We start from the raw sequence: 17,167 nt of genomic DNA, 5'->3' as shown, positions 1-17,167 counted from the left end.
ACGTGGAGACGCGAATCCCCAAGCGATGGCTGTGGACGGTCGGCGCCGCGCTCGCCGCCTGCGCGGGCGCCGCCCAGGCCCAGCGCGCCGGCGACAACGCGGTGACCGCGGCCGAGGACGCGTTCGGCGCGACCCTGGGCAACGAGAGCATCGGCCTGTACAGCGCCAAGCAGGTGCGCGGCTTCTCGCCGGTGGATGCCGGCAACGTGCGCATGGACGGCATCTACTTCGACCGCCAGGGCACGGTGCCGCCGGCGCTGGTGGAAGGCTCGACCATCCGGGTCGGCCCATCGGCGCTGAACTATCCGTTCCCGGCGCCGACCGGGATCGTCGACTATCGCTTGAAGAAGGCCGGCGACGAGCGCGTGCTCAGCGTGCTGGCCGCGCTCAACGCCTACGGCGCGCCGGCGCTGGAATTCGACGCGCGGCTGCCGCTGGTCGAGGGCCGCTTCGGCATCGCCGCCAACCTGGCGCTGTCGCGCGAGGAGTACTACGACGGCGCCGATGCGCGCTACGTGCGCGCCGGCGTGGTGCCGCGCTGGCGGCCCAACGAGCACGTCGAGATCCTGCCGTTCTGGAGCATCTCGCGCGGCCGCGACGAGGAAGTCGCGCCGACCGTGCTCACCGCCGGTCCCTACCGGCCGCCGAAGATCGAGCGCCGCCGCCACTTCGGCCAGAGCTGGAGCGACAACGAATACGACAGCCGCAACTTCGGCGTGCTGGCCAAGGCGCGCATCGGCGCCGACTGGGCCTTCGCCGGCGGGGTGGTGCGTTCGATCAACGACCAGCCGCAGGGCTTCGCCGAACTGTTCGCCGACACCACCCGCGAGGGCCTGACCCGCGAGCGCGTGGTCGCCGATCCGCGCCAGCGCTACGCTTCCACCAGCGGCGAGCTGCGGCTGAGCCGCAGTTTCCGCGAAGGCCCGCGCCTGCACGTGCTGCACGCGGCGGTGCGCGGGCGCGGCGTGGACAACGAGTACGGCGGATCGGCGCCGGCGATCGACTACGGTTGGCGGCCGCTCGGCGAGCCGCGACCGCAGCCGCGCCCGGACGCGTTCGAATTCGGCGAGCGCACCCAGGACCACGTCGAGCAATGGACCGCGGGACTGGCCTACGAAGGCCGCTGGCGCGAAGTCGGCGAGTGGAACCTCGGCATCCAGCGCAGCCGCTACCGCAAGCGCATCGTCCAGCCGGGACTGGCGCCAGCGCTGAGCCGCGACGATCCGTGGCTGCCCAGCGCCAGCGTGTCGCTGCAGCTGGGTCCGCGCCTGGCGGTGTACGCCGGGCATACCCGCGGCCTGGAGGAAAGCGGCATCGCCCCGGACGACGCGGCCAACCGCAACCAGGCGCTGCCGGCGATCCGCACCCGCCAGAGCGACGCCGGGCTGCGCTGGAAACTCGGCGACGACATGAAGCTGGTGGCCGGCGTGTTCGACGTGCGCAAGCCGTACTTCGCCACCGACGAAAACAACGTGTTCGCGCCGCTGGCCGAAGTGCGCCATCGCGGCATCGAGCTGAGCCTGAGCGGCAAGCCCGCCGACAACTGGAACCTGGTCGCCGGCGCGGTGCTGATGCGCCCGCGGGTCAGCGGCGAGGCGGTGCGGCTGGGCCGGGTCGGCGACCGGCCCATCGGCCAGGCCGAGCAGATGCTGCGCACCGACCTGGAGTACCGGCCGCCGTGGCTGCCGGGCTGGTCGTTCGACGCCTCGATGAGCCGCTACGGCGAACGCGTGGCCTCGCGCGACGGCCGCAACCGGGTGCCGGCCTATGCGCTGGTCGACCTGGGCGCGCGCTACCGCTTCCGCCTCGGCGAGGCGCCGGCGAGCCTGCGCCTGCTGGTGGCCAACGTCGGCGACACCTTCACCTGGAACATCTACGGCAACAACAGTTTCGGCCTCACCGACGGGCGCCGCTACGTGGCCCAGCTGACGGTGGATTTCGACGGTTGACCTTCGCGCTGGGGAGATGCGCATGTTGCAACGGACCGAATCGAGGGACAGGCCGGCGCTGGAGCCGGCGAGCGCGGCGGCCGTGCAGGCGCCGCAGGCGGCCTTGCGCGCGGCCTGCAGCGGCGTATGCCACGGCACCCTGGGCGAGTTGTGGCAGGGACCGTGCGAGCACGAGGGCGAGTTGCACATCGGCCTGATCTCGCTGCCGGTGCGGCGCTACAGCTGGATGCATTTCCTGCCGGGCGAGGACGGCGAGATCGCGCGCGATCTCGCCGGCAAGGACAAGTGCCGGCGCGCGATCGAGGGGTATCTGCAGTTGCACGGCGTCGCGTTGCCGCCGGGGCGTTTCGGCCACGACAGCGAGCTGCCGACCGGCAAGGGCATGGCCAGTTCCACCGCCGACCTGGTCGCGACCGTGCGCTGCCTGGACCGATTGTTCGGCCTGCGCACCTCACTGGAGCAGCTGACCGCGTTGCTGCGGCCGATCGAGCGCTCCGACAGCGTGTTCCTGGACCGCTATGCGCTCTACCTCAGCGGCCGCCAGCGGGTGCTGCGCGAGTTCGCGCACGCGCCGCGGCTGCACGCGTGCTACATCGACGAGGGCGGCACGGTGGAAACCGAGAAGCTGGCCGAGCCGCTGCTGCGCCACTATCGGCGCCATCGCGCCTCTTATCGCAGCCACCTGGACCTCGCGTTGGACGCGTTCGAACGCGGCGACGCGGTCGCGGTGTGCGAAGTGGCCACCCGCAGCGCGCAGCTGGCGCAGTGGGTGACGCCGAAGGCGCACCTGGACATCCTGCTGCGCCACCGCCGCGAACTGCGCGCCGACGGCCTGGTGATCGCGCACACCGGCAGCCTGCTCGGCTACCTGTTCGCGCAGCAGCCCGACAGCGCGCAACTGGGCGAGGTCTCGGCGTTCTTCGCCGGACTCGGCCGGCCCTGCCGCCTGATCGAGACCGGGCCATGAGCGCGGTCGCGGTGCACGCCCACATCAGCGATGCGATCAAGGCGCCGGACCTGGTGCGGCTGGGGCCGAACCTGTACGTGGCGCGGTTCGAGACGATGAAGGTGTACTCGACCCTGGTCGCGGTCGAGCGCCTGCTCGCCAGCGGCCGGATCCGCCCCGGCGCCACGCTGATGGACAGCTCCAGCGGCATCTACGCGTATGCGCTGGCGCTGGCCTGCCACAAGTTCGGGCTCAAGTGCCGCATCGTCGGCTCCAAGACCGTGGACAAGACGCTGATGGTGCAGTTGCGCATCCTCGGCGCCACGGTCGAGCAGGTCGAACCGCAGGCCACGCTCAAGCTCGACCAGAGCCTGCGGGTGGCGCGCATCCGCGAGCTGATGGCGGCCGATCCGGACCTGCACTGGATGCAGCAGTACCACGACGACATCCACTACTGCGGCTACGAGCCGGTGGCGGAGCTGATCGCCGCGGGCGTGCGCGGCGCGCCGCTGACCCTGGTCGGCGGGGTCGGCTCGGGCTGTTCCACCGGCGGGCTGGCCTGCGCCCTGCGCGAACGCGCCGGCGAGACCGAGCTGATCGGCGTGCAGCCCTTCGGCAGCATGACCTTCGGCTGCGAGCACATCGAAGACCCCGGCATCATCATCGCCGGGATCGGCAGCTCGATCCCGTTCCGCAACGTGCGCCACGCGCTGTACGACCAGGTGCACTGGGTCTCGTTCGACTACGGCCTGTCCGGCGCGGTCGCGCTGCTGCGCGAGCACGCGCTGTTCGCCGGGCTGTCCAGCGGCTGCGGCTACCTGGTGGCGCGGCGCGAGGCGCTGCTCAATCCGCAGCGCAACGTGGTGTTCCTCGCCGCCGACACCGGCCATCGCTATGTCGAGGGCGTGTTCGCGCAGCACGCGGACGCGCTGGCGCTCGACGCATTGCAGCCCACGCCGGTGGAGCGGCTGGACCAGCTGCGGCTGCCGTGGTCGGCGATGCGCTGGAACCGCGCCGCGTTCGATCCGGCGTCCGCCGTTTCCCCTGTTTCCATGGCCGCGGCGCAGCCCGCGGCCGCGCACTGAATCCCTTTCCCACGGAGCTTCGCGCCATGGCGCATCTGTTGATGATCGAAAGCTGGGTCGGCGGCACCGGTCGGATCTTCCCGCCGGCGATCGCCCGGCTCGGCCACCGCTACACCTTCGTCACCCGCAACCGCGGCCACTACCAGGACCCGCGCTCGCGCGAGATCCACCCGGTGATCGAGCACGCCGACAACGTGCTGAGCTTCGACACCAACGACGTGCCGGCGCTGGTCGAGTTCCTGCGCGCCCAGCATCAGGCGCTGGAGTTCGACGGCGTGGTCACCATCTGCGACTACTACATCGGCACCGTGGCCGAAGTGGCGCAGGCGCTGAACCTGCCGCAGGCGTTCTCCGACAACGTGGTGATGGAGCGGCGCAAGGATCTGGTGCGCGAGGCGATCGAGCGCGCGTTCCTGCCGAACCCGAAGTTCGCCGTTGTCGGCGAGTGGGACGCGGTGAGGCGCGAGGCGCAGCGCATCGGCTATCCGCTGATCGTCAAGCCGACCGACCTGGCCTCCAGCGCCTTCGTCAAGCTGGTGCGCGACGAGGACCAGCTGCGCGAGTCCTTCGATGCGCTGGCCGCGTTCCCGCGCAACTTCCGCGAGCAGGCGCGGGTGCCGCTGCTGTTGCTGGAGGAATACATGGACGGCGAAGAGGTCAGCGTCGAGGCCTGCACCTACCGCGGCCAGACCACGGTGATCGGCATCACCGACAAGAGCGTCACCGGCTTTCCGTACTTCATCGAAGACGGCCACATGTTCCCGGCGCGGCTGGAGCCGGCGCTGGCGCAGTCGGTCGAAGCGCTGGTGCGCGGCGCGCTGGCCGCGGTCGGCCACGACCACGGCCTGAGCCACACCGAGGTCAAGCTGACGTCGAAGGGGCCGCGCATCGTCGAGATCAACCCGCGCCCCGGCGGCAACTACATCGCCGAGTTGATCCAGCGCGTGACCGGCATCGACCTGCTCGACGCGCAGATCGAACTGGCGCTGGGCCGCGAGCCGGACCTGCGCCGGCGCGACACCGGCGTGGCCAGCGCCGCGATCAAGTTCCTGGTGCCGCCGCGCGCCGGCCGCGCGCTCGCGCTCGACGGCGCCGCCGCGCTCGACGCCGACCCGCGCGTGGCCCGCTACAGCCTGGCCGCGGTGGCCGGCACCGAGGTGTCCGCGCCGATCGACAACGCCTGCTACCTCGGCCACGTCGTCGCCACCGACCCCGACGGCCCGCACGCGCGCGTCCATGCCGAGCGCGCCGTCGCCGCCCTGGCGCTGCGTTACGCCGACGAAGCCGCCGCGCCCGCCGCCTGATCGGCGCGAGCCGAACTTCCGCAAACCTCATCGAGACCGCCATGCGCACTCCCGTTCCGAGCACCGTCGCCGACCTCACCGAAGCCGTCCTGCGCGGCGCCCATGGCCCCGACCCTGCCGCCCTGCACGCGGTCGGCGCGTTCTGGGTCCGCCAGAGCACCCAGTTTCCCGGCACCGACACCAAGTACCGCAACTACTACCTGGTGCTGCGCGCCGAGTCCGCGTTCGGCGGTTGCTGCCTGGAGCGCGACCAGCTCGACTCGGCGATCGCCGAGGAACTCTCCGGCCGCAGCCTGGCCGAGTTGCTGCGCGATCCGCGCACGCCGGTGCGGATCGCCGCGCTCGATGCCTACCTCGCGCTCGCCTACCCGCACCGCGAACAGGCGCAGGCGCACGCGCAGCTGCTGCCGCACGGCACGCCGCTGGAGCGGGCCAAGGCGCGCGACGCGGCGATCGCCGGATTGCTCGACATCCGCCCGGGCATGCGGGTGGGCTTGATCGGCGTGGTCAACCCGCTGGTCGAGGCGATCCGCGCGCGCGGCGGCACCTGCCTGCCGTGCGACTTCAATATGCAGCGCACCGCCGATGGCACCGAGGTCGTCGCCGACATGGAACTGGTGCTGGCGCAGGCCGACATGGTCATCGCCACCGGCATGACTTTGAGCAACGGCTCGTTCGACCGCATCGTCGAAGTCGCGCGCGAACGCGGCAACGGCCTGGTGGTGTACGCCCAGACCGGCAGCGCGATCGTGCCGCGCTTCCTCGGCCACGGCGTGTCCGCGGTGTCGGCCGAGCCGTTCCCGTTCTCGCAGTTCAGCGCCGACCCGACCCCGATCCACCTCTACCGCGCCGACGGCATCGGCGCGCGCGAAGCCGCCTGAGCGCTGGCATGAACGCCGCCGCATCCGCCGGTTCCGCCGCCGCGGGCCCGCTCCTGGACGAGGGCGCGCGCAAGCGCGCGCTCAACGGCCTGCTGGTCTACACCTTCTTCATGGTGGCCGGCTTCGCCATGCTGATGCCGCTGGTGGCCGTGCACTACGTCGACGGCCTGGGCATGGCGGCGGCCGCGGTCGGCCTGGCGCTGGCGCTGCGGCAGCTGTTGCAGCAAGGGCTGGCGCTGCTCGGCGGGATGCTGTCGGACCGCTACGGCGCGCGGCGCATGATCTGCCTGGGCGTGCTGCTGCGCGCGGCCGGCTTCGCCAGCCTGGCCTTCGCCGTCGACCTGCCGTTGCTGCTGCTGGCGATGGCGCTGTCGGCGCTGGGCGGGGCGATGTTCGAAGCGCCGTACCAGGCCAGCATCGCCGCGCTGACCGACGCGCAGTCGCGGCCGCGCTACTACGCGATCAGCAACTGGGTCAGCGGGGTGGCGACCACGCTCGGCCCGCTGCTCGGGGTGGCGCTGCTGCGCTTCGATTTCCGCATCGTCTGCCTGGCCGCGGCGGCGTGCTTCGCGCTGAACTTCGTCATCGCGCTGCGCTTGCTGCCGAAGTTCGAGATGCCGCCGCAATCGCCGCCGCTGCGCCACGGGCTCGGGCTGGTGCGCGCCAACCGCGGGTTCCTGACCCTGGTCGGGTGGTTGATGCTGTACTGGTTCCTGGCGGTGCAGATCAATCTGAGCTTCCCGCTGCTGGCGCAGAAGCTGGCCGGCAGCGCCGACGGCGTCGGCGCGATGTTCGCGCTCAGCGCCGGCATCACCGTGGCGCTGCAATACGGGCTGGTGCGCTGGCTGGAACGGCGGCTCAGCGCGGCGCAGGTGTTGGTGCTGGGCGTTGCGCTGATGGCGCTGTCCACCGGCGCCATCGCCTTCGCCGGCTCCTACGCCGGATTGCTCGCCTGCGTGGCCGGCTACGCGCTCGGCGCGGTGATGACCCGGCCGACCCAGCAGACCCTAATCGCCGGGCTGGCCGACGCGCGCGCGCTCGGCACCTTCCTCGGCGTGAGTTCGCTGAGCCTGGCGGTCGGCGGCGGCCTGGGCAACATCGCCGGCGGCTGGTTGATGGACGTGGCCGCGGCGACGCAGCGGCCGTGGTTGCCGTGGGCGGTGTTCTGCGCGGTCGGATTGTCCAGCGCGCTCGGCCTGCACCTGGCCCTGCGCGGGCGCGCGGCGCCGTCGTAACGCTCGGGTCGCGCTCTCTCCCTTCCCCGTAGCGATACTTGCCCCCTCCTCGACTCCGGCGAAAGGAGGGGGCTTTTTTTATGTCGAGTGGCTTCGGCGGAGGCCTTCGTCCAAGGCGCCGCGTCCGCAAAGCAAAGCGCCGGGCTTGCAGGCCCTCCCGCAGCGGTTCACTCCGGGATCGCGGGGATCGCCTCGAAGCGTTCGCGCAGGAACTCGCGCAGCCGCTGCACCAGCGGGCTCAGCAGGCGCCGGTCCGGGCACATCAGGTTGAGCGGCGCGGGCTCGCCGCGCCAGTCGCGGCACAGCACCCGCAGCTGTCCGGCCTGCACCTGCTGCGACACGTCCAGCCAGGACTTGAACGCGATGCCGTGCCCGGCCAGGGCCCAACGCTTGACCGCGTGGCCGTCGTCGCTGACCCGGTCGCCGCGCACGCGCAGGTCGCGCTCCTCGTCGCCGCGGGTCAGGCGCCAGCGGTCCTGGGTCTCGCCGCGGATCAGCATGCGCAGGCAGTTGCGTTCGGCCAGTTCGCGAGGATCGGCCGGTTCGCCATGGCGCTGCAGATAATCCGGCGACGCGCACAGCACGCGCCGGTTGTCGGCGCGCAGCGGCAGCGCGATCAGGCTCGAATCCGGCGGCGGTCCGTAGCGCAGGGCGACGTCGACCGGTTGGCGGTAGACGTCGGCGAAATGGTCGGAGAGGTTGGCGCGCAACTGCACCTGCGGATGCGCGGCGAGGAAGTCGTCCAGCCACGGCAGCACCAGGCAGCGGCCCAGGTCGGACGGCATCGACAGCTGCAGGCTGCCGCGCAACTGCGCGCGTTCGCCGCGCAGTGCTTGCTCGCCTTCCTCGATCGCCCGCAGCGCCTCGCGCGCGTGCTGCAGGAAACGTTCGCCCTCGGCGGTCAGGCGCAGGCTGCGGGTGGAGCGCACGAACAACTGCGCCTGCAGCTCCGCTTCCAGCCGCTTGAGCGTGGCGCTGGCCGCGGCCGGGCTGATGTCGAGCGCGCGTGCCGCCGCCGACAGGCTGCCGGCGTCGGCGGCGCGGACGAACAGGACGAGGTCGGCGAAGGCCTTCATTTTCAAGACACGGTTGAAACAGAACCGGCTTATGCCCGGTTTCTGCGGCGCCGGCAAGGCGTCAGCCTGTAGCCCTCGCCACGCCGGAGCCGGCCATGACCGCCACCGACCGCATCGCCGCCCCGCAGTGGCGCTTCGATCACCTCAACCTGCACGGCCGCGCCGACGGCGCCGCGCTGGCGAGGCTGTTCGGCCGGGTGATGGGGCTGCAGCCGGGCCATCGGCCGCCGTTCCCGTTCCCGGGCCAGTGGTGGTACCGCGGCGACGAGGCCTGGCTGCACCTGGTGCAGCCGGCCTCGGCGCGCGACGACAGCGTGCGCCTGGGGCACATCGCTTTCCGTACCGACGAACCCGCCGTGGCGCTGCTCGAACGCGTGCGCGCCGCCGGCCTCGAACATGAGGTCGCGGTGGTGCCGCAGCAGGGCGAGGTGCAGGTGTTCGTGCCCTTGCCCGGCGGGCTGGTGATCGAACTCGACGCGCCGGCCGATCCGGCGTTCGTCGGCGACGGTGGCTACCGCAGCGCGCTCGCACGGCGAAGCGTCTGAACCTGCGGCACGCGCCTCGCGCCGCTTCCACGTCCGCAGCCGCCGTGCGCGGCGCACTCCTGCACTGAAAGGACCTCGCTTCGATGAAGATACCCTCTCGTTCCCTGCTCGCCGCCGCGCTGCTGTGCGCGGGCGGCATCGGCCAGGCCGCCGGCGCGCCCAGGCAGGGCGCGCGCCTGCAGGTGGTCGCCGTTTCCGACGCGCGTCCCGGCAACGTCGCTGTCGCCGCCGACGGCCGCGTGTTCGCCACCTACCACCCGCTCGGCGATACGCGGCTGCAACTGGCCGAGGCGAAGGACGGCCGGCTCGCGCCGTATCCGGACATGAGCGTGCAGAAGAACGGCGCCGCGGCGTCGGACGCGACCCTGGACACGCCGCTCGGGATCAGCGTCGACCGCAAGGGACGCCTGTGGGTGATCGACATGGGCCTGAACCTCGGCAAGACCCGGTTGTGGTCGTTCGACCTGAACACCGGCCAGCTCGCGCGCAAGTACGAACTGCCGGCCTCGGTCGCGCCCGAGGGCAGCTTCGTGCAGGACTTCGCCATTGACGAAGCGCGCGGCTGGGCCTACCTGGCCGACATCGCCGATCCGGGCCTGATCGCGCTGAACCTGGACGACGGCCATGCGCACCGCTTCGGCGGGCACGCCTCGCTGCAGGCCGAGGACATCGACATGCGCATCGACGGCCGCGTGGTCGACTTCGGCGGCAAGCCGGCGCGCGTGGGCGTCAATCCGATCACCCTGTCGGCCGATCGCGAGACCTTGTTCTTCGGCGCGATGAACGGCACCACCTGGTATCGCCTGCCGGCGCGGTTGCTGCGCGACGGCGCCGACGATGCGGCCGTCGCCGCCGCGATCGCCCCGGCCGGCCCGAAACCGATCAGCGACGGCGTCGCCACCGACGCCGCAGGCACCCATTGGTTCACCGACCTGCAACGCCACGCCGTCGTTCGCCTCGGCCGCGACGGCCGGCTGCGCGACGCGCTGCGCGATCCGCGCCTGCAGTGGCCGGACAACCTCGCGCTGGGGCCGGACGGCTGGATCTACCTGTCGGTGAACCAGCTCGACCGCACGCCCGCGTTCACCGGCGGCGCCGACCGCGGCCGGCCGCCGTACTACCTCTACCGCTTCCGCGCGCGCTGAGCCGCGGCCGATGCGGATTCCCGCCCCCGCGATCGAAGGACGCACCACCATGAGCCATTCCCTGTTCGAGCCGCTGCGCCTGGGCGCGCTGGCCTTGCCCAATCGCATCGTCATGTCGCCGATGACCCGCGCGCGCAGCGCCCAGCCCGGCAACGTGCCGAGCGAGGCGATGGCGCGCTACTACGCCCAGCGCGCCGGCGCCGGCCTGATCGTCAGCGAGGCCACCCAGGTCTCGCCGCAGGGGCAGGGCTACAGCTTCACCCCCGGCATCCACAGCGACGCGCAGGTCGCCGGTTGGCGCCGGGTCGCCGACGCCGTGCGCGCCGCCGGCGGACGCATGTTCCTGCAGCTGTGGCACGTCGGGCGGATGTCGCACGAAAGCTTCCACGCCGGCGCGGCGCCGGTGGCGCCGTCGGCGCTGTCGCCGCAGGCGCAGGTGTGGATCGTGCGCGACGGCGTCGGCGCGATGGTCGACTGCCCGGTGCCGCGCGCGCTGCGCCGCGACGAGATCGCCGGCGTGGTCGAGCAGTTCCGCCGCGGCGCCGCCAACGCCATCGCGGCCGGCTTCGACGGCGTCGAGATCCACGCCGCCAACGGTTACCTGATCGACCAGTTCCTGCGCACCACCTCCAACCGGCGCGAGGACGACTACGGCGGCCCGATCGCCAACCGGGTGCGGTTCCTCGACGAGGTGACGCGCGCGGTGGCCGGCGAGGTCGGCGCGCAGCGCACCGGCGTGCGGCTCGCGCCGTACATCACCGCGCGCGACATGAACTGCCCGCAGATCGTGCCGGCGATCCTGGAAGCGGCGCGGCGGCTGCAGGCCATCGGCGTGGCCTACCTGCACCTGTCGGAAGCCGACTGGGACGACGCGCCGCACGTGCCCGATTCGTTCCGCCATGAGCTGCGCGAGCGCTACCGCGGCGCGCTGATCGTGGCCGGCCGCTACGACCGCGCGCGCGGCGAGCGGATCCTGGCCAGCGGCCTGGCCGATGCGGTCGCGTTCGGCCGGCCGTTCATCGCCAACCCGGACCTGCCCGCGCGCTACGCCCACGGCTGGCCGTTGGCGGCGTTCGACCCGGCGACCTTGTTCGGCGGCGACGAGCGCGGCTACACCAGCTATCCGGCCTACGCCGGCTGAGGCGGCGGAGTCGCCGCGGCCCGGCTATTCGCCGCCGGCGAACCCGAACTGCCGCCACGCCTCGAACACCACCACCGCGACCGAGTTGGACAGGTTCAGGCTGCGGTTGTCCGGCCGCATCGGCAGGCGCAGGCGCTGCGCCGGCGGCACCGCGTCGAGCACATCCTGCGGCAGGCCGCGGGTCTCCGGGCCGAACAGGAACGCATCGCCAGCGGCGTAGCGCGGCGCGTCGAAGCGCTCGCGCCCGCGCGTGCTCAGCGCGAACAGCCGCGGCGGCGCGCCCTGCGCGGCGGCGATCGAGGCCAGCGCGGCGTCGAGGTCGTCGTGCACCTGCAGGCGGGCGTACTCGTGGTAGTCCAGCCCGGCGCGCTTGAGCTGCCGGTCTTCCAGGGTGAAGCCCAGCGGCGCGATCAGGTGCAGGGACGCGCCGGTGTTCGCGCACAGGCGGATGACGTTGCCGGTGTTGGGCGGAATCTCCGGCTGGAACAGGATGACGTTGAACATCCACACATTATGCGCGGCGGGGCAACGCAGAAGCGCGCCGCCACCCCCTCGTGACCGCCGGCCCGTGCCGCGCGCGCCGCGGCCGGCCTAAGATGGCCGCCGGGCCGTTCGCGGCCGACCTTTCACGACCGGAGCCGCCATGTCCCTTCCCGCCTCGTCCTTCCCGCGCGCCGCCGCGCTCGCCCTGGCTTTGGCCGCCGCGCTGGCCGCGCCCGCCGCGGCGCTCGCGGCGCCGGCCCCGCCCGCCGCGGCGGTCAACATCGCGTACGAAGAGTTCACCCTGCCCAACGGCCTGCGCGTGATCGTGCACACCGACCGCAAGGCGCCGATCGTCGCGGTCAACGTCTGGTACCACGTCGGCAGCAAGAACGAGCAGCCCGGCCGCACCGGCTTCGCCCACCTGTTCGAGCACCTGATGTTCCAGGGCTCGGAGAACCACCGCGACGAGTTCTTCGGCCCGTTCGAACTGGTCGGCGCGACCGACCAGAACGGCACCACCAACCTGGACCGCACCAACTACTTCCAGAACGTGCCCACCACCGCGCTGGACATGGCGCTGTGGATGGAGTCCGACCGCATGGGCCACCTGCTCGGCGCGATCGACCAGAAAACCCTGGACGAGCAGCGCGGCGTGGTCCAGAACGAGAAGCGCCAGGGCGAGAACCAGCCCTACGGCCGCCGCATCAGCGCGCGCCTGTACGAGGCGCTGTTCCCGGCCGACCATCCCTACAGCTGGCAGACCATCGGCTCGATGGCCGACCTCGACGCGGCCTCGCTCGACGACGTCAAGACCTGGTTCCGCAGTTGGTACGGCCCCAACAACGCGGTGCTGGTGCTGGCCGGCGACATCGACGCGGCCACGGCCAAGGAAAAAGCGCTGCGCTACTTCGGCGACATCCCCGCCACCGCCACGCTCAAGGACCTGCCCGCGCGCATCCCCAAGCGCGCGCGCGATACCGAGGAGAGCATTCCCGACCGCGTGCCGCAGGCGCGCGTCTACCGCGCCTGGCCGGTCGCCGAGTTCGGCGCCGCCGACGGCACCGACCTGGAGCTGTTCGCGCAGGTGCTCGGCGGCAGCGCCGCCTCGCGCCTGGACGAGCGCCTGGTCCACCGCGACCGCATCGCCGACAGCGCCAGCGTGTCCTACAACGCCGCCGAGATCGCCGGCACCCTGGTGGTGGTGGCCAACGTCAAGCAGGGCGTGGAGCCGGCCAAGGTGCGCGCGGCCATCGACGAAGAGATCCAGCGCCTGATCGCGCAGGGCCCCAGCGCCGAAGAGCTGGAGCGCGCCAAGACCGCCAGCCGCGCCGAGTTCGTGCGCGGCGTCGAGCGCATCGGCGGCTTCGGCGGCAAGTCCGACGTGCTCGCGCGCTGCGCGGTGTTCGCCGGCAAGCCCGGTTGCTACCGCGACGACCTCGCCGCGCTCGACAAGGCCAGCGTCGCCAGCGTGCAGGCGGCCGGGCGCAAGTGGCTGGGCGTGGGCTCGCACACCATCGTCGTGGTGCCCGGCGACACCCCGGCCTCGGCGCTGCCGGAGACCGCGCGCGCCGCGCCGGCCAGCCGTCCGGCCGCGCTGCCGACGCCGGATCCGCGCTTCACGACGGTCAAGTCCGACGTCGACCGCAGCCAGGGCGTGCCGCAGACCAAGACGTTCCCGGCGCTGAAGTTCCCGCAGCGCCAGAGCGCGAGGCTCGCCAACGGCATCGAGGTGGTGCTGGTCGAGCGCCACGAAACCCCGGTGGTGCAGGTGCAGATGGAATTCCCCGGCGGCTTCAGCGCCGACCTGGGCCGCAAGACCGGCACCGCCAGTTTCGCCATGGCCATGCTCGACGAGGGCGCCGGCGACTACGGCGCGCTGCAGTTGTCGGCGCGCAAGGAAACCCTCGGCGCCGAACTCAGCAGCGGCGCCGCGCTGGATTCGGCCAGCGTCGCGCTGTCGGCGCTGAGCGACAAGCTCGAACCCTCGCTGGACCTGCTCGCCGACGTGGTCCGCCGCCCGCGCTTCGAGGCCGGCGAGATCGAGCGCGTGCGCGCGCAGTGGCTGGCCGGGATCAAGCAGGAGAAGGCGCGCCCGCAGACCGCGGCGCTGCGGGTGCTGCCGCCGCTGCTGTACGGCGAAGGCCACGCGTATGCGATCCCGTTCACCGGCTCGGGCACCGAGGCCTCGATCGCCGCGATCCAGCGCGAGGACCTGCTGCGCTTCCACGGCGATTGGCTGCAGCCGCGCCGGGCGCGCGTGATCGTGGTCGGCGACACCACCCTGGCGCAGATCGTGCCGCTGCTGGAGCGGCGCTTCGGCGACTGGAAGGGCGCCGCCGACGCCCCGGCCGCGCCGGCCCTGGCGACGGTGGCGCGGCCGAAGGCGCCGCGGGTGTTCCTGGTCGACCAGCCCGGCGCGATCCAGTCCAACGTCTACGTCGGCGAACTGACCGAGCCGACCGGCGACAAGGGCGCGATCGACTTCGACTTCGCCAACGGCGTGCTCGGCGGCGAGTTCAGCTCGCGCCTCAACATGAACCTGCGCGAGGACAAGCACTGGGCCTACGGCGCCTACAGCGGCTCGGGCAGCGCGCTGGGCCAGCGTCCGTGGATCGCCCGCGCGGCGGTGCAGTCGGACAAGACCGCCGAGTCGCTGGCCGAACTCAAGCGCGAGATCCAGGCCTTCAGCGACGGCAAGCGGCCGATCCTCGATGCCGAGGTGGCCAAGGTCCGCGCCGCCAACACCCTGAGCCTGCCGGGCGCGTACGAGACCAACGACGCGGTGCTCGACCAGATCGGCGCCGACCTGCGCTACGGCCGCCCGGCCGACTACATCCTGCAGTACAAGGCGCGCAACGAGGCGATGACCCCGGCGCTGGCGCAGGCCGCGGCCAAGACCCTGGACCCGGCCGCGCTGACCTGGGTGGTGGTCGGCGACCTGTCCAAGATCGAGCAGCCGGTGCGCGCGCTGGACCTGGGCGAGGTGAAGGTGATCGACAACGACGGCAAGCCGGTGCGCTGAGCGCGCCGGCCGCGAGGCCGCACCGCAAGCGGGCCGCCTGGGTGCAGGCGGCCCGCGTTCGTTTCCGCCAGCGGCGCCGGCGCAGCGGCAGCGCTCGGCTGTCGTCCGCGCCGCCCGGTGTTCCTATCGCACTCAGCCGATTCCGGCGACAATGCCGGCCGGCTTACCGCACTCCAACGAGGTTCCGCATGCGCGCACCGGCAATCGTGCTCCTGGCCCTGAGCGTCTCCGCCTGCACCTGGGTCGATATGGCCCCGGGCGCGCAGAGCGTGCGGGTGATCTCCCCCGGCGCGGCGCCCTCGTGCGAGAAGCGCGGCGAGGTGCAGGTCGCGGTGAAGCACAACGTCGCTTTCTACGAGCGCAACGAACTGCGCGTGCGCGAGGAACTGGAGACCCTGGCGCGCAACGAGGCCCCGAGCCTGCAGGCCGACACCATCCAGCCGCTGGCCGCCCCGGCCGAAGGCGCGCAGCGCTTCGCCGCCTACCGCTGCGGCGCCGGCGCCGTCCCGGCGGCCGCCCCGGCCGCGCAAAACCCGGCCTCGGGCAGCGTCCAGACCTATCCTGTCGGCGGTTGAGCGCAAATCCAGACGCCGGCGTACGGGTTTTTTGCGGTGCAAAAACCAGCATAAGCGGCTGAAAAACAACAGGAAAATTGCATTCGGCAGGGTCCGGGCCGAGGCCGGAGCGTGACTTTCGCTGGTGCACAGGGGGCGCGAAGGCGCTAACCTGTCGCACTTTTCGCCTGCCAAGGGTTCGCGCCCATGCTGTTCCAACACGTAGCCATCGCCGGCCTCGCCCATGTCGACGCGCCGCGAAAGCTGACCACCGAGGAAATCAACGCCCGGCTCAAGCCGACGTTGGACCGCCTCGGCATCAAGGTGGACGTGCTGCAGAACATCGCCGGCGTGCGCGAGCGTCGCCTGTGGGACGGCGAGGTCAAGCCGTCGGAAGCGGCGACCCTGGCCGGGGTCAAGGCCCTGGCCGACGCCGGCGTCGACGCCGACCGCATCGGCCTGCTGGTCAACACCTCGGTCAGCCGCGACTACCTGGAGCCGTCCACTGCCTCCATCGTCGCCGGCAACCTGCGCCTGGGCGAGAACTGCCAGAACTTCGACGTCGCCAACGCCTGCCTGGCCTTCATCAACGGCATGGATATCGCCGGCCGCATGATCGAGCGCGGCGAGATCGACTACGCCCTGGTCGTCGACGGCGAGACCGCCAACAAGGCCTACGAGAAAACCCTCGAGCGGCTCAGCGGCGCCGACGTCACCGAAGCGCAGCTGCGCGACGAGATGGCGACGCTGACGTTGGGTTCCGGCGCCGCGGCGATGGTCCTGGCCCGCGCCGAACTGGCCCCGGGCGCGCCGCGCTACCGCGGCGGCGTGACCCGCTCGGCGACCGAGTGGAACCACCTGTGCGTGGGCGACCTGCACCACGACCGCATGGTGGCCGACGGCCGCATGCTGATGATCGAGGGCCTCAAGCTCGGCCAGAAGACCTTCACCGCCGCGCGCGCCGCGTTGGGTTGGGCGGTGGAGGAGCTGGACGAATTCGTCATCCATCAGGTCAGCCGCGCCCACACCCAGGCCTTCCTGAAGGCCTTCGGCATCGACCCGAACAAGGTCATGACGATCTTCGGCGAGCACGGCAACATCGGCCCGGCCTCGGTGCCGATCGTGCTGAGCAAGCTGCGCGAGATGGGCCGCCTGAAGAAGGGCAACCGGGTCGCGCTGCTGGGCATCGGCTCGGGCCTGAACTGCTCGATGGCCGAAGTGGTGTGGTGATTGCGGGTTGAGCGCGGCGCCTGCGGGCGCGGCGGCATACGAACAAACGAACGGGTCCGTCGCCACAGCGCCGGGCCCGTTTTGTTTTGTGCGGTCGAGGGGCGTGGCGGCGGGCAAGCCGCTGCCGCGCCGCGGCGGCGACATCGAATCTGTCTGTCCATCGCGTGGGCGGGAGCCAGAATCGGTTTTGCCTTTGCCTTTGCCTTTGCCGTTTGCTCTGACGCAACTCCGCCCGAGGCCCATGTTCCGCAGACCCGGAGGGCGCGCGCATGGATGCGCGCGTGCGCCGTAGGGGCAGGATGCCCCTTACGGCGCATCCCGGCGCCCGGTGCTGGACTTGGTGGCTCGTGATTTTAGAAAAGCGTTTTTCTTTGGTTACTTTCTTTTGGCGCGCTGCCAAAAGAAAGTAACTCGGCCGCTTGCGGACGAAAGCTCTTGATTGTCGCTTGCCGTCACTCGTCAACGACGGCAGTGGAGTTGCGTATCCGACTGTAGGAGCGGCGCGAGCCGCGACCGCGACAACACAACTACGACGAAGCTTTCGCAATCGCCGCGATGGCGCGGTCGCGGC

General features: G+C 71.8%; 13 protein-coding genes and 1 pseudogene. 12 read left to right on the top strand and 2 right to left on the bottom strand.

From position 1 onward, the window contains the following. The first annotated feature begins 2 nt into the window (after positions 1 to 2). From BLV01_RS22730 to BLV01_RS22705, 6 genes are read left to right on the top strand one after another with little or no spacing between them, the layout of a single operon-like run. The gene (locus BLV01_RS22730) at positions 3 to 1,949 is read left to right on the top strand and encodes a TonB-dependent siderophore receptor (protein ID WP_139179102.1); all 1,947 of its coding nucleotides are present in this window, start codon (positions 3 to 5) and stop codon (positions 1,947 to 1,949) included. 22 nt (positions 1,950 to 1,971) lie between these two features. Further along, positions 1,972 to 2,916, top strand: a complete 945-nt coding sequence (locus BLV01_RS22725) for a GHMP family kinase ATP-binding protein (protein WP_175486217.1) — start codon at positions 1,972 to 1,974, stop codon at positions 2,914 to 2,916. Beyond that, positions 2,913 to 3,980, top strand: a complete 1,068-nt coding sequence (locus BLV01_RS22720; RefSeq protein WP_217633575.1) for a pyridoxal-phosphate dependent enzyme — start codon at positions 2,913 to 2,915, stop codon at positions 3,978 to 3,980. Before BLV01_RS22725 ends, BLV01_RS22720 begins: the two co-directional genes overlap by 4 nt. A gap of 26 nt (positions 3,981 to 4,006) precedes the next feature. Continuing rightward, positions 4,007 to 5,284: an ATP-grasp domain-containing protein gene (locus BLV01_RS22715; protein ID WP_091805563.1), complete on the top strand. Its 1,278-nt coding sequence runs from the start codon at positions 4,007 to 4,009 to the stop codon at positions 5,282 to 5,284. 41 nt (positions 5,285 to 5,325) lie between these two features. Continuing rightward, positions 5,326 to 6,165: a Rossmann-like domain-containing protein gene (locus tag BLV01_RS22710; RefSeq protein ID WP_091805561.1), complete on the top strand. Its 840-nt coding sequence runs from the start codon at positions 5,326 to 5,328 to the stop codon at positions 6,163 to 6,165. An 8-nt stretch (positions 6,166 to 6,173) separates the two neighbouring features. Then, a complete protein-coding gene (locus BLV01_RS22705) occupies positions 6,174 to 7,400 on the top strand; it encodes an MFS transporter (RefSeq protein WP_091805559.1) in 1,227 nt (408 codons plus the stop codon). 167 nt (positions 7,401 to 7,567) lie between these two features. Here BLV01_RS22705 and BLV01_RS22700 read toward each other — a convergent pair whose 3' ends face one another. Further along, positions 7,568 to 8,476, bottom strand: coding sequence for a LysR family transcriptional regulator (locus BLV01_RS22700; protein ID WP_091805556.1), 909 nt, complete (start codon positions 8,474 to 8,476; stop codon positions 7,568 to 7,570). A gap of 95 nt (positions 8,477 to 8,571) precedes the next feature. Between BLV01_RS22700 and BLV01_RS22695 the strand changes: the two genes are divergently transcribed. The 3 genes from BLV01_RS22695 (at position 8,572) to BLV01_RS22685 (ending at position 11,307) form a co-directional block, all read left to right on the top strand. After that, positions 8,572 to 9,021: a VOC family protein gene (locus BLV01_RS22695; protein ID WP_091805553.1), complete on the top strand. Its 450-nt coding sequence runs from the start codon at positions 8,572 to 8,574 to the stop codon at positions 9,019 to 9,021. Positions 9,022 to 9,104: 83 nt separating this feature from the next. Continuing rightward, positions 9,105 to 10,166, top strand: a complete 1,062-nt coding sequence (locus BLV01_RS22690) for an L-dopachrome tautomerase-related protein (protein WP_091805548.1) — start codon at positions 9,105 to 9,107, stop codon at positions 10,164 to 10,166. Positions 10,167 to 10,215: 49 nt separating this feature from the next. After that, on the top strand, positions 10,216 to 11,307 hold the full coding sequence (locus BLV01_RS22685) for an alkene reductase (protein WP_091805545.1): 1,092 nt from the start codon (positions 10,216 to 10,218) through the stop codon (positions 11,305 to 11,307). A gap of 24 nt (positions 11,308 to 11,331) precedes the next feature. On the opposite strand, the gene BLV01_RS22680 is transcribed toward BLV01_RS22685, so the two are convergent. Continuing rightward, on the bottom strand, positions 11,332 to 11,811 hold the full coding sequence (locus BLV01_RS22680) for a tRNA (cytidine(34)-2'-O)-methyltransferase (RefSeq protein ID WP_091805542.1): 480 nt from the start codon (positions 11,809 to 11,811) through the stop codon (positions 11,332 to 11,334). Between the two features lie 139 nt (positions 11,812 to 11,950). On the opposite strand from BLV01_RS22680, the gene BLV01_RS22675 reads away from it, so the two are divergent. From BLV01_RS22675 to BLV01_RS22665, 3 genes and pseudogenes are all read left to right on the top strand, one after another. Next, on the top strand, positions 11,951 to 14,812 hold the full coding sequence (locus tag BLV01_RS22675; protein WP_091805539.1) for a M16 family metallopeptidase: 2,862 nt from the start codon (positions 11,951 to 11,953) through the stop codon (positions 14,810 to 14,812). A 188-nt stretch (positions 14,813 to 15,000) separates the two neighbouring features. Beyond that, positions 15,001 to 15,303: pseudogene (locus BLV01_RS22670) on the top strand (DUF4156 domain-containing protein); the annotation flags it as partial. 270 nt (positions 15,304 to 15,573) lie between these two features. Then, positions 15,574 to 16,596, top strand: a complete 1,023-nt coding sequence (locus BLV01_RS22665) for a 3-oxoacyl-ACP synthase III (protein ID WP_091805535.1) — start codon at positions 15,574 to 15,576, stop codon at positions 16,594 to 16,596. The last annotated feature ends 571 nt before the right edge of the window (positions 16,597 to 17,167 follow it).

It is taken from the genome of Lysobacter sp. yr284 (assembly GCF_900107375.1).
Lineage (GTDB): Bacteria > Pseudomonadota > Gammaproteobacteria > Xanthomonadales > Xanthomonadaceae > Lysobacter.
Note: the sequence above shows the minus strand (reverse complement) of the source record. Positions and strands in the feature narration are given on the sequence as shown.

Bases quoted from the DNA above. Each gene is read 5' to 3' on its own strand.
- BLV01_RS22725 (WP_175486217.1), top strand. From the start codon at position 1,972: ATGTTGCAACGGACCGAATCGAGGGACAGGCCGGCGCTGGAGCCGGCG.
- BLV01_RS22720 (WP_217633575.1), top strand. From the start codon at position 2,913: ATGAGCGCGGTCGCGGTGCACGCCCACATCAGCGATGCGATCAAGGCG.
- BLV01_RS22715 (WP_091805563.1), top strand. From the start codon at position 4,007: ATGGCGCATCTGTTGATGATCGAAAGCTGGGTCGGCGGCACCGGTCGG.
- BLV01_RS22710 (WP_091805561.1), top strand. From the start codon at position 5,326: ATGCGCACTCCCGTTCCGAGCACCGTCGCCGACCTCACCGAAGCCGTC.
- BLV01_RS22705 (WP_091805559.1), top strand. From the start codon at position 6,174: ATGAACGCCGCCGCATCCGCCGGTTCCGCCGCCGCGGGCCCGCTCCTG.
- BLV01_RS22700 (WP_091805556.1), bottom strand. From the start codon at position 8,476: ATGAAGGCCTTCGCCGACCTCGTCCTGTTCGTCCGCGCCGCCGACGCC.
- BLV01_RS22695 (WP_091805553.1), top strand. From the start codon at position 8,572: ATGACCGCCACCGACCGCATCGCCGCCCCGCAGTGGCGCTTCGATCAC.
- BLV01_RS22690 (WP_091805548.1), top strand. From the start codon at position 9,105: ATGAAGATACCCTCTCGTTCCCTGCTCGCCGCCGCGCTGCTGTGCGCG.
- BLV01_RS22685 (WP_091805545.1), top strand. From the start codon at position 10,216: ATGAGCCATTCCCTGTTCGAGCCGCTGCGCCTGGGCGCGCTGGCCTTG.
- BLV01_RS22680 (WP_091805542.1), bottom strand. From the start codon at position 11,811: ATGTTCAACGTCATCCTGTTCCAGCCGGAGATTCCGCCCAACACCGGC.
- BLV01_RS22675 (WP_091805539.1), top strand. From the start codon at position 11,951: ATGTCCCTTCCCGCCTCGTCCTTCCCGCGCGCCGCCGCGCTCGCCCTG.
- BLV01_RS22665 (WP_091805535.1), top strand. From the start codon at position 15,574: ATGCTGTTCCAACACGTAGCCATCGCCGGCCTCGCCCATGTCGACGCG.